Source organism: Streptomyces sp. NPDC104096 (assembly GCF_055584385.1).
The window spans coordinates 1-16,404 of record NZ_JBVJMD010000098.1; the positions used below are offsets into that span (position 1 = coordinate 1).

Consider the following 16,404-nt stretch of genomic DNA (forward strand, 5'->3'; position numbering starts at 1 on the left):
GGTCAAGGCACGGATGCGTGTCTGAACATGTCCCTTTCCGTCCACTATCGCGGGTAGTGGGTGACGTGGGTCATGTGGGGCGCTTCACCGGTTCCACAACGTTATGCGCACGGGCGTTCACGGTGCGGTGCGGTGAATGTGACCGCGGTCTCGCCGGAATGGGTTTGTACAACCGCCCATCCGCACCCCACTGTTGGCGCCGGTATTCGTTCATACGGTCAGGAGTCCCGGCTTGTCCTCCCACATCCCCGCTCCCGCTCACGTCGTCGACCCCGCGGGCGGCTGCCCGCACGCCCTGAACGCCGAGCTGCGGGCCCGGGGGCCCGTCGCGGACGTCGTCCTGCCCGGCGGGGTGCCCGCGGCGGTCGTCGTGGGGCACGACGCGCTCAAGGAGTTCCTCTCCCACCCCGACGTGGCCAAGGACGCCCGCCACTGCCCGGCGCTGAACGACGGCACGATCCCCGCGGACTGGCCGCTGCGGGTCTTCGCCAATGCCCAGGGCATGCACACCGCCGACGGAGCCGACCACCGCCGACTGCGCTCGCTCGTCGGCAACGCGTTCACCGTCCGCCGGGTGGAGCGGCTGCGGCCGCGCATCGAGGAGCTCACCGCCGGCCTCCTCGACGACCTCGGTCGGGCCGCCGCCGAGGACCCGGAGGGCGTCGCGGACCTGCGTACGCACTTCGCGCTGCCGCTCCCGCTGAGCGTGATCTGCGAGCTGCTAGGCGTGGACGCCGAGTATCGCGCCCGGCTGCACGACCTCACCTACACCGTGATCATCGCCACCGACACCACCCCGGCGGAGGTGATGGCCGCCGTACGCGAGCTCGTCGAACTGCTCGGCACGATCGCGGCCGCCCGCAGGGCCGCCCCCGGCGACGACCTGACCAGCGCCCTGATAGCCGCCCGCGAGGACGGCGGCGACCGGCTCAGCGAGGCCGAGCTGATCGGCACGATGCGCCTGATGCTGGTCGCCGGCCACGAGACCACGCTCAACCTGATCAGCAATGCCGTACGGGCGCTGTGCACGCACCGGGACCAGCTGGCCCTCGTCCTGGAGGGCGAGGTCACCTGGTCGGACGTGGTGGACGAGACGCTGCGCTGGGACGGCCCGGTCAGCTGGTTCCCCTTCCGCTACCCCACCCGCGACCTGGCTCTCGGTGACACCGTGATCCCGCAGGGCACCCCGGTCCTCGCCGGCTACACCGCCGCCGGGCGCGACGAGGCGTTCCACGGCCCGGACGCCGATCGCTTCGACGTCACCCGGCCCGGCGCGGCCCGGCACCTCTCCTTCGGCCAGGGCATGCACTACTGCATGGGCGCCCCGCTCGCCCGCCTGGAGGCCACGATCGCCCTGGAGCGGCTCTTCACCCGTTTCCCGGACCTCGACCTCGCCGTCCCCGAGGCCGAACTGCCCCACCAGCGCAGCTTCATCGGCAACAGCGTCCAAGTGCTCCCGGTCCGCCCGGTCCGACGCTGACGCCCTTCGCCCGCCCGCCCGACGAACAGCGGCAAGCCGATGCGGAGGGCGGCGGGACGCACGTACGCTGTGCCGGGCCCGCGCCGGACTCCGGCGAGTCGGCGCCCGGGGCACGGCTCAGCGCACTGATCGCGGACGGCCGGAACGTCAAGGACGTGTACGCGGCAGGGTGGCCGACGGGGAGAGGCGGGCGAACGTGGTGGACTCCTGGAAACGGGCGCGCGGCATCCTGGACGGTGCGGGGATCCCGCCCGAGCGCCTGGCCCGTGTGCGTCCGCTGAGCGGCGGCACGTACAACACCGTCGAGGAGCTCGTCCTCACCGACGGCAGCCGCTGCGTACTGAAGAGCGCGCCGGACGCCCCGGGTCTGCGCTACGAGAGCCGACTCCTCGTCTCCGAGGCGGAGTTCTACCGGTGTGCCGAAGAGGCCGGGGTGCCGGCGCCCCGCCTCCTCGCCCTCGACGACGACAACACCACGCTGCTGATGACGGCGTGCCCCGGCACCCCCTGGGACAGCTCGCTCACCGAAGCCGAACAGGCGTGTCTGCGAACCGAGTTGGGTCGTCAGGTGGCCACCTTGCATCGGGTCACCGGACCGGCCTTCGGATACCCGTCCGGCGCGCTCGGTCCGCTCGCGGCCGACTGGCGGACCGCCTTCACCGGAATGCTCGACGCGGTCCTCGACGACGCGCGCCGCTTCGAGGCCGTGCTGCCCCGGCCGGCCGTCGAGATCGACCGTGGGCTCCGAGCCGCGTACGACGCGCTCGACGAGGTCACCGTTCCTGCCCTCGTCCACTTCGACCTGTGGCGAGGCAACGTCCTCGTGGAGCGCCCGGTCGAGTCGGCCGGGCGCTCGGCCGACTCGGTACGGTCGGCCGAACCGGTGCGCATCGGCGGACTCGTCGACGGCGAGCGCATGCTCTGGGGCGACCCCCTGGCCGACTTCGTCTCCCTGGCCCTCCTGGGGGACATCAGGAAGGACGAGGCCTTTCTGGCCGGCTACCGGGAGGCCGGCGGTCGAGCCGGGTTCGACACCCCGGCCCTTCTCCGTCTCGCCCTCTACCGCGCCTACCTCTACCTGATCATGTTGGTCGAGACGGTCCCGCGGAAGATGGGGGCGGACGCCCTCCGGTGGAGGGAGGAGGCGGTCGCCCCGCAACTCGTCGCGGCCCTGGACGAGATCCGGGAGGCGACCTCCTGACCCGCGGACCGCGGTCAGCCGCCTCCGGCCCGGGGCTTGGAGTCGGCCACGACTGACGGCGCGGGCGGTTCGGACGGCTTCGACGAGCTGATGGACACCCGGCGGGATGTGTCCGGGCTCAGGCCGGCCAGGGCCTGGGCGACGGCGGTACGGCAGCCGCGGGTGAACCGGGGCCAGGGGCGGGACAGCTCCTGCGGCCAGAGGGCCGCGGGGGCGGCGAGCACGGCCCACAGCCCTGTCCAGACCGTGGTCCACAAGCCCGGGTCGTGGCCGGGCAGTCCAGGCACGGCGTGACGCATGAGCATCGCGTGCAACGACATGCCGTACGCGGTGACGAAGGAGGCTGTCAGCGCGGGGACGCGGTAGGAGCCGAACCACTTGCGCAGGGGCGGACGACGTGACCGGAGGGCCTTCCGGAACCGCTGGAAACGAGGGTCGGTGAGCAGTTCGTGCACCGTGGCGCCCTTGTGCAGACGCACGAGTGTCACGAGCGCGGCGAGGACCGGGTCCCGGTGCCTGCCGAGCCGTCCGAGCGGCACGGTGATCCGGCCGTCGCGGTCGATCTCGGCGTCCTCGGCCAGGATCAGCAGGCTCACGGCCACCTCTGCCGCGTACCGTTCCTGTTGCGGTGACGCGCTGTCCCACGAGCCGCCGAGCCACCATGCCGCCCGTATCGGGTCCGCATCCGCCGCCCGGATGTCGCTGAGGAACTTCCGCTCGTCCCGTGTGCGCCGCCACCAGGCCGCATACAGCCCCGCGTTGACCGCGGTGAATCCCAGCAGCCAGCCGGCGGCGAGCCACGCCATCCCGCCGTTCATGACGCGGCCTCCGTCGTCCCGCTCGTCGCATACGACACCGGGTGCCCCCCCCTCGCAGTCCCCTGCTCCACCCCGACCGGACGCCAACAGCCTTGCATGTTCCCGTACTTGGCGGAATCTCCTACGTCATCAGGCGTGCCGGGCGCCTAGCGGGTGTCTGCCGCTTCGTCAACACGCCGATATCCACACGGGAGATGAGCAACCGGACCTTTGCTATGGTGCGCCGGTGCCATCGATCAAACAGTTCCAAGTCACCTTCGACTGCGCCGAACCCGAGCGCCTCGCCCGCTTCTGGTGCGAGGTTCTGGGGTACGAGGTTCCGCCGCCGCCGGACGGGTTCGCCACGTGGGACGCGTTCAACAGCTCCCAGTCCCCGGAGGACCGGGGGTCGTGGTTCGCGTGCAGTGATCCCTCGGGTGTCGGCCCGCGGCTGTACTTCCAGCGTGTCCCCGAAGGGAAGGTCGTCAAGAACCGGGTGCATCTCGACGTGCGGGTCGGCACCGGGCTCATGGGGGAGGAGCGCCTGGCCGTACTCGAAGCCGAGTGCGCACGACTGGTTCCGCTCGGTGCGGTACGCGTGCAACTCCTCTACGACGGCAACGACTCCTGCATCTCGATGCGGGACATCGAGGGCAACGAGTTCTGCATCGACTGACCGTCCTGTGAATGCCCCGACGGCAAGGTCGCGGCCCTCGCCCTCGACGCGCGGTGGCCCGAGGAGCGGCGTGACGGCTTCCGGGTGAGCGTCCCGGCCGGCCGACGTGCCGGTCTCAGCGCGTCCACTGCCCGGGACCGGGACCGGGCGCGGTGCGCACGCGGTCCGCGGGTTTCGGGGCGGCCCGGGTCGTCGACCGCCGGCCCAGCCAGGCGAGGAAGGCGAGCACGAACAACCCCTCGACCATCAGGGACAGGGGGCCGTAAGGCGGTTCCCAGCCGGGTTCGTAGTAGCCGCCGGGCAGGCCCACGGTGCGCGACAGCAAGAAGCCGACGATCATGCCGAGGCTGACGATCGCCCCGGTCAGCCAGGCCCCCAAGGGGTGTTTCGAGGTCGCCAGCGCCGCCGCCACGAGCAGCATGACGGCACTGCCCACGGCGAACAGGACGCCGATGTAGAACTTCTCCTCGAGGTGATCGGGGATGAGGAGACCGTGCAGCACCGCATTGCCCGAGGCGCAGCAGACTCCCAGCCCTCGAAGGGTGACATCGGTGACAGAGGCCGCGGTCATGGTGGCTCCCGTTGTTCCTGGGTACGGAGAAGACGGGTCCGGGCTCGTCACCCACCGGCGGTGCCCGGCTCCGGAACGTCAAGATGCGGTTCTGCGTGAGGCGTCGCCTCCCGTGAGGTGATACGCGAACGGCGCTCGAAGGGATTGCGCCGCGCGAGGCGGTCGGGCGGCCTGACGAGATCAGGGCCCCGAACCGGCGAGCGGGAGGGGGGCCGACCGGCCCCCTCCCGCTCGGTCCGCACGGCCCCTTCCGCCTGGTCCGCACGGCCCCTTTTTCCAGGTCCGGGTGGCCGGGAACAGGGGCCACCAGAACATCTGCACGATCCGGTGGGCGATGCCACGCTGGTAGTACACCCGAGCCGCAAGAGCCCGGCTGTTTCGGCACACCGCTGACGAAAGGTGATCCGATGACCAGCCGCCGTAAGAAGGACGGCCAGCACACCTCCGAGACAGGCCCGGCCGCTCCGGCCGCCGCCGCTCCAGTCGCCCGGAACGAAACGAACGAGGTCGACCAGGCCGTGGACGAGCTCGTCGTACGCGGCCTGGAGGCGTTGCAGGAGTACGCCGACTACACGCAGGAACAGATCGACCACATAGTGAAGAAGGCCAGCCTGGCCGCACTCGCCCAGCACACCAAGCTCGCGGTGATGGCGGTCGAGGAGACCGGGCGCGGTGTCTTCGAGGACAAGGCCGTCAAGAACATCTTCGCCTGCGAGAACATCACGAACTCGATGAAGGGCGTGAAGACGGTCGGGGTGATCCGCCGTGACGACATCGACGGGATCGTGGAGATCGCCGAACCCGTCGGGGTGCTCGCGGGCGTCACCCCCGTCACCAACCCCACCTCCACCACCATCTTCAAGGCGCTGATGGCGCTGAAGACCCGCAACCCGATCATCTTCGGCTTCCACCCGGCCGCTCAGAAGTGTTCCGCCGAGGCCGCCCGGGTCGTCCGGGACGCGGCCGTGCGGGCGGGCGCCCCCGAGCACTGCGTGCAGTGGATCGAGCATCCCTCCAAGGAAGCCACCAGCGCCCTGATGAACCACCCCGGGGTGTCGTCGATCCTGGCCACCGGCGGCAACGCGATGGTCCGGGCCGCCTACAGCTGCGGCAAGCCGGCACTGGGCGTCGGGGCCGGCAACGTGCCCGCGTACATCGAGAAGAGCGCCGACATCCAGCGCGCGATCAACGACGTGGTGCTGTCCAAGACGTACGACTACGGAATGGTCTGCGCCTCGGAACAGGCGGTGATCCTGGACCGGGAGATCCGCGACGCGGCGATCGAGGAGTTCGGCAAACTCAAGGCGTACCAGACCAGCGCACACGAGAAGGCACTGCTGGAGAAGTACCTGTTCGGGGTCGCCGAGGGCGCAGGACGGGACTGCGCGGGCGCCCAGCTCAACGCCGCCATCGTCGGCCAGAGCGCGGTCGCCATCGCGAAGGGCGCGGGCTTCGAGGTGCCGGAGGACACCTCGGTGCTGCTGGCCGAGGTCGCCGAGGTCGGTATCGACGAGCCGCTGACCAGGGAGAAGCTCTGCCCGGTGCTGGCCGTCCTGACGGTGGACAGCCGGGCCGACGGGGTGCGGCTGGCCACGCAGATGGTGGAGTTCAACGGACTCGGCCACTCGGCCGCCGTACACACCGAGGACGCGGACTTCGCCGAGGAGTACGGACGCGCGGTGAAGGCCTGCCGGGTGATCTGGAACGCGCCCACCTCGCAGGGCGGCATCGGCGACGTCTACAACGCGTTCATGCCGTCGCTGACCCTGGGCTGCGGCTCGTACGGCAGCAACTCGGTCTCCGGCAACGTCACCGCGCTCAACCTGATCCAGATCAAGCGCATCGGGCGGCGGAACAACAACATGCAGTGGTTCAAGATCCCTCCGAAGATCTACTTCGAGCGCGACTGCATCAAGTACCTCGCCGATGTGCGCGGCTCCCGCAAGTTCGTCATCGTCACCGACAAGACGATGGTGGAGATCGGGCACCTGGAGCGGATCCGCGACGTCCTGGGCCGCCGCAGCGAGATCCCGGAGATCCGGGTGATCGACAACGTCGAGCCCAACCCGAGCCTGCGCACCGTGCAGAAGGGCGCCGAGATGATGCGCCACTTCGAGCCGGACACCATCATCGCGCTCGGCGGCGGCTCGCCGATGGACGCCGCCAAGGTGATGTGGCTGATGTACGAGCACCCGGAGCTGGAGTTCGCGGACCTGAAGGAGAAGTTCTTCGACATCCGCAAGCGCGCCTTCACCTTCCCGGACCTGGGGGAGAAGGCCAGGCTGGTGTGCATCCCGACCACCTCGGGCACCGGCAGCGAGGTGACCCCGTTCGCGGTGATCACCGACACGGAGACCGGCCAGAAGTACCCGCTGGCGGACTACGCGCTGACCCCCAGCGTGGCGATCTGCGACCCGGCGCTGACCATGAGCATGCCCAGGGCCGTCACCGCCGACTCGGGCTTCGACGCGCTGACCCACTGCCTGGAGACCTACGTCTCGGTGTACGCCAACGACTTCACCGACGGACTGGCGCTCCAGGGCGTCAGGCTGATCTTCGACAACCTGGAGAAGGCCGTCAACGAGGGCCCGACCAACCCGGTCGCCCGGGAGAAGATGCACAACGCCGGCACCATCGCGGGCATGGCCTTCGGCTCCGCCTTCCTCGGCGTGGTCCACGCCATGGCGCACACCCTGGGCGCGACCTTCCACGTCGCCCACGGCCGCACCAACGCGCTGCTGCTGCCGCACGTGATCCGCTACAACGGCGGCAACCCCACCAAGGTCACCGGCTGGCCGAAGTACCGCAGTTACATCGCCCCCGAGCGCTACCAGGACGTCGCCCGGATGCTGGGCCTGCCCGCGGCCACCCCGGAGGAAGGGGTGGAGTCCCTCGCCCTGGCGGTCGAGGAACTGCGCGACAAGGTCGGTATCCCGCGGTCGTTCAAGGACGCCGGGGTCGACGAGGCGGCCTTCCTGGACGCCCTGCCCGAGCAGGCGATGAACGCCTACGAGGACCAGTGCGCGCCCGCCAACCCGCGGCTGCCGATGCTGGCCGACATGCAGGAGCTGATGCGCACCGCCTTCTACGGCGATCCGGTCTGAGCCGACCGGTCAACTCCGAACCCAGAAACCGACCTTCGAAGGAGTCGTGCATCGATGACCACGCAACAGCAGCGGCCGACCCGCAGCGCCTGGGACGGCTTCCGGGGCGGCCTGTGGCGGGACGAGATCAACGTACGGGACTTCATCCAGCAGAACTACACCCCGTACGAGGGTGACAGCTCCTTCCTGGCCGGTCCCACCGAGCGCACCACGGCGGTGTGGAAGAAGATCACCGACCGCTTCCCCGACGAGCGCGCCAAGGGCGTCTACGACGTCTCGTACGACATCCCGTCCACCATCACCGCCCACCCGCCGGGTTTCATCGACAAGGACCGGGACCTGATCGTCGGGCTGCAGACCGACGCCCCGCTGAAGCGCGCGATCATGCCCTACGGCGGCTGGCGGATGGTGGCCGGGGCGCTGGAGACGTACGGCTATCCCGTCCTGCCCGAGCTGGAGCGGGTGTTCACCCAGTACCGCAAGACCCACAACGCCGGGGTGTTCGACGCGTACACCCCGGACATCCGGGCCGCCCGCAAGGCCGGCATCGTCACCGGCCTGCCCGACGCCTACGGCCGGGGCCGCATCATCGGCGACTACCGCCGCGTGGCGCTGTACGGCGTGGACCGGCTGATCAAGGCCAAGCAGGAGGAGAAGGCCGACCTCGACGCCATGCCCCACGACGCGTCCCGGCTGGAGGAGGTGATCCGCGAACGCGAGGAGATCGCCGAGCAGATCCGGGCACTGGGCGAGCTGAAGGAGATGGCGGCCTCCTACGGGTACGACATCTCCGGTCCGGCGAACAGCGGCCGGGAGGCGATCCAGTGGCTGTACTTCGCCTACCTCGCGGCGGTGAAGGAGCAGAACGGCGCGGCGATGTCGCTCGGCCGCACCTCCACGTTCGTCGACGTCTATCTCCAGCGGGACATGGACGCCGGACTCCTGGACGAGAGCGCGGCGCAGGAGCTGGTCGACGACTTCATCATCAAGCTCCGGATCGTGCGCTTCCTGCGCACCCCGGAGTACGACGAGCTGTTCTCCGGCGACCCGACCTGGGTGACGGAGTCCATCGGCGGCATCGGCGCGGACGGCCGCACCCTGGTCACCCGCACCTCCTTCCGCTACCTCCAGACCCTGTACAACCTGGGTCCGGCGCCCGAGCCCAACATGACCGTGTTCTGGTCGCCGGCGCTGCCGCAGGGCTTCAAGGACTTCTGCGCGCAGGTCTCCATCGACACCTCCAGCCTGCAGTACGAGTCGGACGAGCTGATGCGCCCGCGCTTCGGTGACGACACCGCCATCGCCTGCTGTGTCTCCGCGATGGAGGTCGGCAAGCAGATGCAGTTCTTCGGCGCCCGGGTCAACCTCGCCAAGACGCTGCTGTACGCCATCAACGGCGGGCGGGACGAGCGGTCCGGCGCCCAGGTCGGCCCGGACACCGGGGCGATCACCTCCGAGGTGCTGGGGTACGACGAGGTGGTGGCCCGCCTCGACCAGCAGATGGAGTGGCTGGCCGAGACGTACGTCCACGCCCTCAACGTCATCCACTACATGCACGACAAGTACGCCTACGAGCGGCTGGAGATGGCGCTGCACGACCGTCACATCCGGCGCACCATGGCGTGCGGCATCGCCGGGCTCTCGGTCGCCGCGGACTCCCTGTCGGCGATCAAGTACGCCAAGGTGACCCCGGTGCGCGACGAGACGGGGCTGGCCGTGGACTTCCGTATCGAGGGCGAGTACCCGGCGTACGGCAACAACGACGAGCGGCCCGACTCCATCGCGGTGTGGCTGGTCGAGGAGTTCATGCGCAAGGTGCGCAAGCACCCCACCTACCGGGGTTCCGAGCACACCCAGTCGGTGCTGACCATCACCTCCAACGTGGTCTACGGCAAGAAGACCGGCAACACCCCCGACGGCCGCCGGGCCGGCGAGCCGTTCTCCCCGGGCGCCAACCCGATGAACGGCCGCGACACCCACGGCTACGTCGCCAGCGCGCTGTCGGTCGCCAAACTCCCCTACGAGCAGGCCGAGGACGGAGTCTCGCTCACCAACACCATCACCCCCGACGCACTGGGACGAACTCCCGAGGACCGCGTCCGCAACCTCGCGGGCGTCCTGGACGGCTTCGTCACCTCCCAGGGCTTCCACATGAACGTCAACGTGCTCAACCGCGACACGCTGCTGGACGCGATGGAGCACCCGGAGAACTACCCGCAGCTGACCGTCCGGGTCAGCGGCTACGCGGTCAACTTCGTACGGCTGACGCGGGAGCAGCAGCTGGACGTGCTGAGCCGCACCTTCCACGGCTCGCTGTAGCCACCGTCCTCCCGGGGAACGCGCCCAGCGCGTTCCCCGGGAGATCCGTTCGGACATCGGGACGCCAGGAGGCTTCGTCATGAATCTGATCCAGCCGGGCGCCCTGCTGCCCCTCATCCCCGTGAGCACCGACACCCCCGCCGAACAGGCCGCCGCGCTGCGCGGCACCGGGCCGGTCAGCGGCTCGGTGCACTCCTGGGACCTGTCCACCGGTGTGGACGGCCCCGGCACCCGTTTCGTCGCCTTCCTCGCCGGCTGCCCGCTGGCCTGCCTGTACTGCCACAACCCCGACACCATGCGGATGCGCAACGGCGAGCGCACCACAGTCGACGCGATCGTCGAAGAGGTGAAGAAGTACGTCCAGTTCATCAGTGCCGCGGGCGGCGGCTTCACCATCAGCGGTGGCGAACCGCTGCTCCAGCCGGACTTCACCGGCGAGATCCTGCGCCGCTGCCACGACGAACTGGGCCTGCACACCGCCCTGGACACCTCCGGCTTCCTCGGCGCCCGCGCCTCCGACACGTTGCTGGAGAGCGTCGATCTGGTGCTGCTGGACATCAAGTCCTGGGACCGTGAGCTGTACCTGCGCCTGACCGGACGCCAGTTGGAGCCGACCCTGGCCTTCGCCCACCGGCTGGCCGCGCTCCGCAAGGAGGTCTGGGTGCGCTTCGTGCTGGTCCCGGGCCTGACCGACCCGGCGGAGAACGTGGAAGGGGTCGCCTCCTTCGCCGCGTCGCTGGGCAATGTCAGCCGCGTCGACGTGCTGCCCTTCCACAAGCTCGGCGCCGCCAAGTGGGAAGAGCTGGGCATGGAGTTCACCCTCGCCGAGACTCCCGTCCCGACCGCCGACCAGGTCTCCGAAGCCCGCTCCGTCTTCACCTCGTACGGCCTGTACGCGGTCTGACCGCCCGGCCGGTGAGCTGATCAGGAGGTGGGTACCGCGGATCAAGTGCCGTGTCTGAAGCGTCCGTTGTAGTGCCCGTTCGTCAGGTCGGACGCTTCTTTGTCCTCTGAGTGGAAAAAGAGTGCGGTAATCCGTGCACAGCTTCTTCCCAGGTTCGGCTGCCGCTGATACGTTCCCTGTCGAAAGCCCGACACTGGTGGCCGAAACTGGCGGGGAGGGGCACGTGAGACGCATGACTGCTCGACCGGCGAACACGCATCAGGCTCGTCTGCTGCAGCTGCTGCGTGACGGTGGCCCCAACTCCCGTGCGCAGCTCGGTGACCGGATGGACCTCTCGCGGTCCAAGCTGGCCGTCGAGGTGGACCGGCTGCTGGAGACGGGGCTCGTGGCCGCCGACGGACTCGCCGCCTCGCGCGGCGGCCGCCGCTCCCACAACATCCGGCTCAACCCGGACCTCAGGTTCCTCGGCGTCGACATCGGCGCGACCTCGGTCGACGTCGCCGTCACCACACCCGAACTGGAGATCCTCGGCCACCTCAACCAGCCGATGGACGTCCGTGAGGGGCCGGTCGCGGTCTTCGAGCAAGTCCTCGACATGGCAGGGAAGTTGAAGGCTTCCGGGCTTGCCGGGGGGTTCGACGGCGCCGGCGTCGGCGTTCCCGGGCCGGTCCGCTTCCCCGACGGTGTACCGGTCGCCCCGCCGATCATGCCGGGCTGGGACGGCTTCCCCGTGCGGGAGGCGCTCAGCCAGGAACTCGGCTGCCCGGTCATGGTCGACAACGACGTGAACCTCATGGCGATGGGGGAGCAGCACGCCGGAGTCGCCCGCACCACGGCCGACTTCCTCTGCGTCAAGATCGGCACCGGCATCGGCTGCGGCATCGTGGCGGGCGGCCAGGTCCACCGGGGCACCACCGGCAGCGCCGGCGACATCGGCCACATCCAGGCCGTACCCGACGGCCGGCCCTGCGCCTGCGGCAACCGGGGTTGCCTGGAAGCCCACTTCAGCGGGGCCGCACTGGCCCGCGACGCGATGCAGGCGGCCCAACAGGGCCTCTCCGTCGAACTCGCGGCCAGGTTCGAGACGAACGGCACCCTCACCGCCGCAGACGTCGCCGCGGCGGCCGCGGCGGGGGACGCCACCGCGCTCGAACTGATCCGTGAGGGCGGCACCCACGTCGGCCAGATCATCGCCGGACTGGTGTCCTTCTTCAATCCCGGCCTGGTGGTGATCGGCGGCGGGGTGACCGGCCTCGGCCACAACCTGCTCGCCGCCATCCGCACCCAGGTCTACCGCCAGTCCCTCCCGCTCGCCACCCGTAATCTGCCCATCGTCCTGGGCGAGTTGGGCCCCAGCGCCGGCGTCATCGGCGCGGCCCGGCTGATCAGCGACCACCTCTTCTCACCCGCGTAAGGCCCACAGCAGCTCCGTACCGCGCCGACCCCGTCGGCGCGAGCGACCTTCGTCCGCCACGCCTATTGACTCGTGCAACAGTTCGCTGACTCGTGTAACTACGTAACGACGCCTTCGTCCGTACGGCACCCAGCCCTGCCCTCCGAGCCGCAGCACGCCTGTCCGGCCGCAGGCGCGGCACGCCCTGACACCGGCCCGCACGTTTGCCGAGGGGAACCCACATGGCACAAGAACCACCGCTGCTCAGCATGTCCGGGATCGCCAAGTCGTTCCCCGGCGTCCGCGCCCTGGACGGTGTCGACCTCGACGTCCAGGCGGGGGAGGTGCACTGTCTGCTCGGCCAGAACGGCGCCGGCAAGTCCACGCTCATCAAGGTCCTGGCCGGCGCCCACCAGCCGGACGAGGGCACCATCCGCTGGCTCGGCGAGCCGGTCACCCTGCGCTCGCCCATCGCCGCCATGCGCCTGGGCATCGCCACCATCTACCAGGAACTCGACCTGGTGGAGCACCTGTCGGTGGCGGAGAACGTCCACCTCGGGCACGAGCCGACCACCGCCGGCTTCGTCGTCCGCGGCAAGGCGGCGCGGACGTCGACGGCGCTGCTGCTCAAGCGACTCGGCCACCCGGAGATCGACCCCGCCCGGCTGGTCGGGGAGCTGTCCGCGGCCCAGCAGCAGATCGTGTCCATGGCCCGGGCCCTCTCCCACGACGTACGACTCATCGTCATGGACGAGCCGTCCGCCGCCCTCGACCCCGACGAGGTGGACAACCTCTTCCGGATCGTCGCCGATCTCACCGCCGACGGCGTCGCCGTCGTCTACATCTCGCACCGCCTGGAGGAGATCCGGCGCATCGGCGACCGGGTGACCGTACTCAAGGACGGGCGGGCGGTGGCGGGGGGACTGCCCGCCAAGACCACTCCGACCCGGGACGTCGTCGCCCTGATGACCGGCCGCAACGTCGAGTACGTCTTCCCCGCGCGGCCGGAGCAGGAGCCCGACGCCGAACCCGTGCTGCGGGTAAGGGGCCTGGCCCGCGACGGCGAGTTCGACCCGCTCGACCTCGACCTGCGGCCCGGCGAGATCGTCGGACTCGCCGGCCTGGTCGGCTCGGGCCGCTCGGAGATCCTGGAGACGATCTACGGCGCCCGCAGGCCCACGGCGGGCAGCGTGTCCGTCGACGGGCGGACACTGAGCCCCGGGAGCGTCCGCTCGGCCGTACGCGCCGGACTCGGACTGGCACCCGAGGAACGCAAGGCGCAGGCCCTGCTGATGCTGGAGTCCGTCACCCGCAACGTCTCGGTGTCCTCCCTGTCCCGCTTCTCCCGGGCCGGCTGGGTCGACCGGCGCGCCGAACGCGGCGCCGCCCGGGCCGCCGTGCGGGAACTGTCCCTGCGGCCCGACAACCCCGAAGTCCCCGTACGCACCCTGTCCGGCGGCAACCAGCAGAAGGCGGTCCTGGCCCGCTGGCTGCTGCGCGGCTGCCGGGTGCTGCTGCTGGACGAGCCCACCCGCGGCGTCGACGTCGGCGCGCGCGCCGAACTGTACGCGGTGATACGCCGCCTGGCCGACGACGGGCTCGCCGTCCTGCTGGTCTCCAGCGAGGTGCCCGAGGTGCTGGGCCTCGCCGATCGCGTACTGGTGCTGCGCGAGGGCCGGGTCGTGCACAAGGCCCCCGCCCGTGAACTGGATGAACACCGTGTCCTCGACCTCGTCATGGAAGGAACCCCGGCGTCATGACGCAGCCCGTCTCCCCGCCTCGGGACACCGCCGGCAAGATGTCGCCGGTCGGCCGACTCACCCCCTGGCGCTCCCTGCCGGCCCGCGCCGACGTCCGCACCCTCTCCCTGCTCGGGGTGCTCGCCGCGCTGGTCGTCATCGGCGGCATCACCAAGCCCGACGAGTTCCTCGACACCCGTAACCTCCAACTCGTCCTCACCCAGGCCTCCGTGATCGGTGTGGTCACGGTCGGCATGACCTTCGTCATCACCTCCGGCGGCATCGACCTCTCCGTCGGCGCCATCGTCGCCCTCGCCTCCGTCTGGGCGACCACGGTCGCCACCCAGGAGTACGGCTTCGCCGGCATCCTCTTCACCGCGATGCTCGTCGGCCTCGGCTGCGGACTGGTCAACGGACTGCTGATCGCCTACGGCGGGATGGTCCCCTTCATCGCCACCCTCGCCATGCTGGCCTCGGCGCGCGGACTCGCCCTCCAGATCACGGACGGCAGGACGCAGATCGTCACCATCGACGGCGTCCTCAAGCTCGGCGAGCGCGACTCCTACGTGCTGGGCATCCCGCCACTGGTCCTGGTCTTCGCACTCGTGACGATCGCCGGCTGGCTCGCGCTCAACCGCACCACCTTCGGCCGTCGCTCGGTCGCCGTCGGCGGCAACGCGGAGGCCGCCCGGCTGGCCGGCATCGACGTCCGCCGCCAGCGGCTCTACCTCTACCTGCTGTCCGGGCTGTGCTGCGGCATCGCCGCCTTCCTGCTGATCGTGCTCTCCGGCTCCGGCCAGAACACCAACGGCAACCTCTACGAACTCGACGCCATCGCGGCCGCGATCATCGGCGGCACCCTGCTCAGTGGGGGGCGCGGCACCATCACCGGCTCCGTGCTCGGCGTCCTGATCTTCACCACGATCACCAACATCTTCGCCCTGAACAACCTCCAGAGCGACGTCCAGCAGATCGCCAAGGGCGCCATCATCGTCGCCGCCGTCCTGGTGCAGCGCCGCACCGCGAGCACGACCTGAGGAAAGGGTTCACCGCCATGTCACACACCACCAGTCGCAGAGGACTGCTCTTCGGAACCGCGGCGGTCTCCGCGGGAGCCCTGCTCACGGCTTGCACCAGCAACGAGACCAAGGAAGACAAGACCGCGGCGAACAACCAGCCGGCCGCCGACGACAAGCCGGGCAAGCACGTCACCATCGGCTTCGCCGGACCCCAGGCCGACCACGGCTGGCTCAACGCCATCAACGACAACGCCAAGAACCGGGCCAAGAAGTACTCGGACGTCTCCCTGGAGGTCACCGAGGGCTCCAACGACACCGCCCAGCAGATCGGCCAGATCGAGACCCTCATCAACAAGAAGGTCGACGTCCTGGTCGTGCTGCCCGCCGACGGCAAGGCGCTCACCCAGGTCGGCCTCAAGGCGATGCGCGCCGGCATCCCGGTCATCAACCTCGACCGCATCTTCAACTCCGCGCAGGCCTACCGCTGTTACATCGGCGGCGACAACTACGGCATGGGCCTCAACGCCGGGCGCTACATCGGCGAGAAGCTCAAGGACAAGCCGGACGCCCGGGTCGTCGAACTCGCCGGACTGGACAACCTGGAGCTCACCAAGCAGCGCACCCAGGGCTTCGACGACGCCCTGAAGAACTACCCCAACATCAAGAAGGTGGCCCGCCAGGCCGCCGAGTTCACCGTCGAGTCCGGCCAGGCGAAGATGGCCCAACTGCTCCAGGCGCAGTCGAAGTTCGACGCCCTGTGGAACCACGACGACGACCAGGGCGTGGGTGCGCTGCGGGCCATCCAGCAGGCCGGACGCGACGACTTCCTGATGGTCGGCGGAGCCGGCGCGCTGTCCGCCTTCCAGGCGATCAAGCAGGACGACGGCGTACTGAAGGCGACCGTCCTGTACCCGCCCACGATGGCCGCCTCCGCCATCGACCTCGCCCGCGCCCTCGGCCAGGGCAAGGGCGTCGGAGGCCTCGCCGAGTTCGAGATCCCCGCCTCGATCACGCTCTACTCGGCCGTCGTCGACAAGACCAACGTCGACCAGTACATGTCCACCGGCTTCCGGTGACCGGACCCGCCCGCACCCCCCACCGCGCTGGGGGGGCCACCCCCCCCCCCCGCCCCCCCCCCCCCGCGGCCCCGCGCCCGGAAAACCCCCCGCCCGCCGGGGGACCACCGTCCCCCCCCGGCGCC

The 16,404-nt window shown here is 70.1% G+C and carries 12 protein-coding genes; 10 read left to right on the forward strand and 2 right to left on the reverse strand.

Going from position 1 to position 16,404, the window contains the following annotated elements; translation table 11 throughout:
* Positions 1 to 232 precede the first annotated feature (232 nt).
* Complete coding sequence (locus ACZ60B_RS41015) at positions 233 to 1,480, forward strand: cytochrome P450 family protein (protein ID WP_469396728.1); 1,248 nt, start codon at positions 233 to 235, stop codon at positions 1,478 to 1,480.
* A gap of 196 nt (positions 1,481 to 1,676) precedes the next feature.
* Positions 1,677 to 2,681, forward strand: a complete 1,005-nt coding sequence (locus ACZ60B_RS41020) for a phosphotransferase family protein (RefSeq protein WP_469396754.1) — start codon at positions 1,677 to 1,679, stop codon at positions 2,679 to 2,681.
* 14 nt (positions 2,682 to 2,695) lie between these two features.
* On the opposite strand, the gene ACZ60B_RS41025 is transcribed toward ACZ60B_RS41020, so the two are convergent.
* Positions 2,696 to 3,499: a hypothetical protein gene (locus ACZ60B_RS41025; RefSeq protein WP_469396730.1), complete on the reverse strand. Its 804-nt coding sequence runs from the start codon at positions 3,497 to 3,499 to the stop codon at positions 2,696 to 2,698.
* A gap of 226 nt (positions 3,500 to 3,725) precedes the next feature.
* On the opposite strand from ACZ60B_RS41025, the gene ACZ60B_RS41030 reads away from it, so the two are divergent.
* The gene (locus tag ACZ60B_RS41030) at positions 3,726 to 4,154 is read left to right on the forward strand and encodes a VOC family protein (RefSeq protein WP_469396733.1); all 429 of its coding nucleotides are present in this window, start codon (positions 3,726 to 3,728) and stop codon (positions 4,152 to 4,154) included.
* A 115-nt stretch (positions 4,155 to 4,269) separates the two neighbouring features.
* On the opposite strand, the gene ACZ60B_RS41035 is transcribed toward ACZ60B_RS41030, so the two are convergent.
* Positions 4,270 to 4,725, reverse strand: coding sequence for a hypothetical protein (locus tag ACZ60B_RS41035; RefSeq protein ID WP_469396735.1), 456 nt, complete (start codon positions 4,723 to 4,725; stop codon positions 4,270 to 4,272).
* A 407-nt stretch (positions 4,726 to 5,132) separates the two neighbouring features.
* Between ACZ60B_RS41035 and adhE the strand changes: the two genes are divergently transcribed.
* The 7 genes from adhE to ACZ60B_RS41070 all read left to right on the forward strand — a co-directional run bounded on the left by adhE (position 5,133) and on the right by ACZ60B_RS41070 (position 16,279).
* Positions 5,133 to 7,829: a bifunctional acetaldehyde-CoA/alcohol dehydrogenase gene (gene adhE, locus ACZ60B_RS41040; RefSeq protein WP_469396737.1), complete on the forward strand. Its 2,697-nt coding sequence runs from the start codon at positions 5,133 to 5,135 to the stop codon at positions 7,827 to 7,829.
* A 54-nt stretch (positions 7,830 to 7,883) separates the two neighbouring features.
* The gene (pflB, locus tag ACZ60B_RS41045) at positions 7,884 to 10,148 is read left to right on the forward strand and encodes a formate C-acetyltransferase (RefSeq protein WP_469396740.1); all 2,265 of its coding nucleotides are present in this window, start codon (positions 7,884 to 7,886) and stop codon (positions 10,146 to 10,148) included.
* A 79-nt stretch (positions 10,149 to 10,227) separates the two neighbouring features.
* Positions 10,228 to 11,052 (forward strand): pyruvate formate-lyase-activating protein, encoded by an 825-nt coding sequence (pflA, locus tag ACZ60B_RS41050; RefSeq protein ID WP_469396742.1) that lies wholly within the window; start codon positions 10,228 to 10,230, stop codon positions 11,050 to 11,052.
* Positions 11,053 to 11,284: 232 nt separating this feature from the next.
* Positions 11,285 to 12,466 carry an ROK family transcriptional regulator gene (locus tag ACZ60B_RS41055; RefSeq protein ID WP_469396745.1) on the forward strand — a complete coding sequence of 394 codons (1,182 nt, stop codon included), beginning with the start codon at positions 11,285 to 11,287 and terminating at the stop codon, positions 12,464 to 12,466.
* 221 nt (positions 12,467 to 12,687) lie between these two features.
* The gene (locus tag ACZ60B_RS41060) at positions 12,688 to 14,205 is read left to right on the forward strand and encodes a sugar ABC transporter ATP-binding protein (protein ID WP_469396748.1); all 1,518 of its coding nucleotides are present in this window, start codon (positions 12,688 to 12,690) and stop codon (positions 14,203 to 14,205) included.
* Positions 14,202 to 15,221 carry an ABC transporter permease gene (locus tag ACZ60B_RS41065; RefSeq protein ID WP_469396750.1) on the forward strand — a complete coding sequence of 340 codons (1,020 nt, stop codon included), beginning with the start codon at positions 14,202 to 14,204 and terminating at the stop codon, positions 15,219 to 15,221. The genes ACZ60B_RS41060 and ACZ60B_RS41065 overlap by 4 nt, the downstream gene beginning before the upstream one ends.
* 17 nt (positions 15,222 to 15,238) lie before the next feature.
* The gene (locus ACZ60B_RS41070) at positions 15,239 to 16,279 is read left to right on the forward strand and encodes a substrate-binding domain-containing protein (protein ID WP_469396752.1); all 1,041 of its coding nucleotides are present in this window, start codon (positions 15,239 to 15,241) and stop codon (positions 16,277 to 16,279) included.
* Positions 16,280 to 16,404: the final 125 nt, after the last annotated feature.

Coding starts and splice junctions, on each gene's coding strand:
- ACZ60B_RS41025 (WP_469396730.1), bottom strand. CDS start 3,499: ATGAACGGCGGGATGGCGTGGCTCGCCGCCGGCTGGCTGCTGGGATTC.
- ACZ60B_RS41035 (WP_469396735.1), bottom strand. CDS start 4,725: ATGACCGCGGCCTCTGTCACCGATGTCACCCTTCGAGGGCTGGGAGTC.
- adhE (WP_469396737.1), top strand. CDS start 5,133: ATGACCAGCCGCCGTAAGAAGGACGGCCAGCACACCTCCGAGACAGGC.
- pflB (WP_469396740.1), top strand. CDS start 7,884: ATGACCACGCAACAGCAGCGGCCGACCCGCAGCGCCTGGGACGGCTTC.
- pflA (WP_469396742.1), top strand. CDS start 10,228: ATGAATCTGATCCAGCCGGGCGCCCTGCTGCCCCTCATCCCCGTGAGC.
- ACZ60B_RS41055 (WP_469396745.1), top strand. CDS start 11,285: ATGACTGCTCGACCGGCGAACACGCATCAGGCTCGTCTGCTGCAGCTG.
- ACZ60B_RS41060 (WP_469396748.1), top strand. CDS start 12,688: ATGGCACAAGAACCACCGCTGCTCAGCATGTCCGGGATCGCCAAGTCG.
- ACZ60B_RS41065 (WP_469396750.1), top strand. CDS start 14,202: ATGACGCAGCCCGTCTCCCCGCCTCGGGACACCGCCGGCAAGATGTCG.
- ACZ60B_RS41070 (WP_469396752.1), top strand. CDS start 15,239: ATGTCACACACCACCAGTCGCAGAGGACTGCTCTTCGGAACCGCGGCG.